Annotated in this window: 4 protein-coding genes; 3 read left to right on the top strand and 1 reads right to left on the bottom strand. The window is 44.8% G+C overall.

The features are described from left to right. Window positions 1-10: 10 nt before the first annotated feature. Window positions 11-523, bottom strand: a complete 513-nt coding sequence (gene purE / locus KGY70_20670) for a 5-(carboxyamino)imidazole ribonucleotide mutase (protein MBS3777620.1) — start codon at window positions 521-523, stop codon at window positions 11-13. 90 nt (window positions 524-613) lie between these two features. On the opposite strand from purE, the gene hpt reads away from it, so the two are divergent. From hpt to KGY70_20655, 3 genes are all read left to right on the top strand, one after another. Beyond that, complete coding sequence (hpt, locus tag KGY70_20665) at window positions 614-1,156, top strand: hypoxanthine phosphoribosyltransferase (protein MBS3777619.1); 543 nt, start codon at window positions 614-616, stop codon at window positions 1,154-1,156. Window positions 1,157-1,182: 26 nt separating this feature from the next. Then, the gene (obgE, locus tag KGY70_20660) at window positions 1,183-2,172 is read left to right on the top strand and encodes a GTPase ObgE (GenBank protein ID MBS3777618.1); all 990 of its coding nucleotides are present in this window, start codon (window positions 1,183-1,185) and stop codon (window positions 2,170-2,172) included. Between the two features lie 18 nt (window positions 2,173-2,190). Next, the coding region (locus KGY70_20655) for a phosphatase PAP2 family protein (protein MBS3777617.1) at window positions 2,191-2,592 on the top strand (402 nt) is incomplete at its 3' end.

The raw sequence follows: 2,592 nt of genomic DNA, 5'->3' as shown, positions 1-2,592 counted from the left end.
GCTCTTTGCCTCAGTTTGTCTTATATTCATACTTCACCTCCGCCAGGTCGTCGTTGGCTTTGCTGATTTTTTGCACCAGGCCGGCTTTGTAATTTTCCATGGTTTTCATGATGTTCTCATCGGTCAGGGCCAGGATCTGGGTAGCCAATATGGCTGCATTTCTGGAGGCGTCCGTGCCTACTGTAGCCACCGGGATGCCTGGTGGCATCTGAAGAATCGAAAGCACAGAATCCCAACCGTCGAGCGAGATAGAAGAGCGAATAGGTACTCCGATCACCGGGAGCGGTGTCATCGAGGCAATAACGCCCGGCAGGTGCGCCGCACCTCCTGCGCCGGCGACGATTACCTTAACTCCTCTACCATGAGCTTCCCTGGCAAATTGCATGACTTTTTCGGGTGTCCTGTGTGCTGAAAGTGCATTCAACTCAAAAGGTATCTTGAATTCATCCAGTAAATCGGCAGTTTTTTTCATGATCTCCAAATCGGAGGTACTGCCCATAATAATGCTTACTTTTGGCTCCATAACATTTTTCAATTTTTAATTTTTAAAAAATAGACTTAATTCCTTAATTTGCATCTGAAGTTTTCTCAAAAATAATACAAATTTACGCTTATGGATAAAATCAGGATCAAAGATAAAGAATTTCGGGTTTCCATTCATTATGAATCCATTTATGAGTCGGTCAGGAAAATAGCCGCTCAGATCAATGAAGACTTTAAGGATAAAGAAACTCCGATCTTCTTAAGTATTCTGAACGGCGCATTCATGTTCACGGCAGATCTGTTCAAGGAATTGAATATCAATAGTTATTTATCCTTTGTTAAGTTTGCTTCCTATCAGGGCACATCAACCTCAGGAACAGTAAAAAAGCTGATTGGCATCAACGAAGATCTGAAGGATAAAAATGTCATTGTCCTTGAAGACATAGTAGATTCCGGCTTAACCATCAAGCAAGTAACAGATCAGGTAGAGGCATTTCAGCCCAGAGAGATGAAGATAGCCACTCTGCTTTTAAAACCGGAAATTTTCAACGGGGAGATCACCCTTGATTATGTGGGCATGGAAGTGCCCAACGATTTTATCATTGGCTATGGACTTGACTATAACGGTTTGGGTAGAAATTACCGGGATATATACAAGGTTGTATCGCAATAGAAAAGAAGGACATTGAAAGGCAGCCCATGGAGAAATCCAATTTTGTAGACTTCGTTAAAATTTATATGCGCTCAGGGAAGGGTGGCGCAGGATCGGTACATTTTCGCCGCGAAAAGTTTGTACCCAAGGGAGGTCCGGACGGCGGTGACGGCGGCAGAGGAGGGCACATTATTCTTAGGGGCAGCAGCCAGTTATGGACCCTTCTGCACTTGAAATACAACAAACACATCATTGCTGAAAACGGCCGGCCCGGAGGCGGATCGCAAAGCACCGGTGCAAGCGGTAAGGACAGAATTATCGAAGTGCCCCTGGGAACCGTTGCCAAAAAAGCGGATAGCAGCGAAAAAATCTGCGAGGTGGTTAAAGACGGGGAGGAGAAAATTCTCCTGGAAGGAGGCAAAGGAGGATTGGGCAATGCCCATTTTAAATCACCCACCAACCAGACACCCCGTACAGCACAGCCGGGAGAGGAAGGGCAGGAAGGCTGGTATATACTGGAACTGAAAATACTTGCCGACGTTGGCCTGGTAGGATATCCCAACGCAGGAAAATCCACGCTTCTTTCAAGCATATCGGCTGCCAAACCAAAAATTGCCGATTATCCATTTACTACACTCGAACCCAACCTGGGCCTTATTAAATATCGTGAGGACAAATCATTTGTGATGGCGGATATTCCCGGGATCATTGAAAACGCTCATCAGGGAAAAGGGCTGGGGCTGCGTTTTCTGCGCCATATTGAAAGAAACTCGGTGCTCCTGTTTATGGTTCCTTCGGACAGTAAGAATATCCGTGAAGAATACAACACCCTCTTCAATGAACTCAAACAATACAATCCCGAATTACTGGATAAACAAAGAATCCTCGCTATTTCCAAGTCGGATCTTCTGGACCGGGAACTCATGGAGCTAATGGAACAGGATCTTCCCGACCTCCCTTACGTATTTATTTCATCGGTTACCAACTATGGGATCAGCCGTATGAAAGACCTTATATGGGAAGCAATCAATCAATAACCGAAAAAACAAACGTATATGCTGGAAACATTGCTAGATCTCGATACCCGACTTTTTCTCTTTCTCAACAGCCTCCACTCCCCTACATGGGATACCATCATGTGGTATATCAGCGACAAGGAATTCTGGTATCCGTTTTACGGGATATTGATTTTTGTTATGATATGGCGCTATAAATGGAATGCCATTGCAACGCTTCTGTTTATCGCTTTGCTGATCACCCTTTCCGATCAGATATCGGTTAAAGGATTCAAGGAAGTATTTGAGAGATTCCGGCCCACCCACAACCCTGAAATAGGCGATATGGTTCATACTGTCAGAGGATACAGAGGCGGAACCTTTGGTTTTGTCTCCTCGCATGCGGCCAATACTTTTGCCATGGCGCTATTCACATCAAAACTATTCAAAAACAGGTATTAC

Source organism: Bacteroidales bacterium (assembly GCA_018334875.1).
In the GTDB taxonomy this organism is placed as follows: Bacteria; Bacteroidota; Bacteroidia; order Bacteroidales; family UBA12077; genus JAGXLC01.
Note: the sequence above shows the minus strand (reverse complement) of the source record. Positions and strands in the feature narration are given on the sequence as shown.

Bases quoted from the DNA above. Each gene is read 5' to 3' on its own strand.
- obgE (MBS3777618.1), top strand. From the start codon at position 1,183: ATGGAGAAATCCAATTTTGTAGACTTCGTTAAAATTTATATGCGCTCA.
- purE (MBS3777620.1), bottom strand. From the start codon at position 523: ATGGAGCCAAAAGTAAGCATTATTATGGGCAGTACCTCCGATTTGGAG.
- hpt (MBS3777619.1), top strand. From the start codon at position 614: ATGGATAAAATCAGGATCAAAGATAAAGAATTTCGGGTTTCCATTCAT.